This window comes from Mycobacterium sp. 1245499.0, assembly GCF_001673615.1.
GTDB classification, from domain to species: Bacteria; Actinomycetota; Actinomycetes; order Mycobacteriales; family Mycobacteriaceae; genus Mycobacterium; species Mycobacterium europaeum_A.
In genome coordinates, this window is the sequence record NZ_LZMG01000112.1 from 1 (window position 1) to 629 (window position 629).

At 69.8% G+C, this 629-nt stretch carries 1 pseudogene; it reads right to left on the bottom strand.

The window, feature by feature from the left end:
• Positions 1-629, bottom strand: a pseudogene (locus tag A5646_RS05735) (hypothetical protein); the annotation flags it as partial.

A 629-nucleotide genomic window follows, 5' to 3' on the forward strand; every position in this document is an offset into this window, starting at 1 on the left:
TTCACCCCGGGCGAGCAGGTGACCACCGCGGTGACGTGGACGGGCATGGGCTCGGCGCCGCACTGCCCGCTGCCGCGGCCGGCTGATCGGTCCGGGCACCGGGCCCGGCGGCGGTGGCGGCTGGTTCATGATGAACGGCACCGGCATCGAGCGCAGGTTGCCGAGCTGCACGACCAGGTTGTAGGTGCCCGGACCGATCGCCGGCCGCGGCAGCGGGCAGTGCGGCGCCGAGCCCATGCCCGTCCACGTCACCGCGGTGGTCACCTGCTCGCCCGGGGTGAAGGTCTTGATCAGCGTCTCGTTGGACGGCGCGCAGTCCAGGTTCGACCACAGCCGCTTGTTGTCCAGCGAGTAGACGTAGGCCGCCAGCACCGCGGCGCCGACGTCGCGCTTGCAGGCCACCAGTCCGATGTTGGTGACGACCATGGTGAACTTCGGCTGGTCACCGATGAAGTACTGGGGCGCGTTGGTCAGGCCCTTGACCGCCAGCGTCGAGTCGGGGCAGTCGTCGCCCTCTTTGAGCACCGGCGGGGGCTGCACCGCGGCGGTGGGGGTGGGATACCCGAAAACCTTTGCCAGGATGGTGAAGTCGAGCAGCTCGGTGTCCGACAGCGCGTCTACCTGCTCGA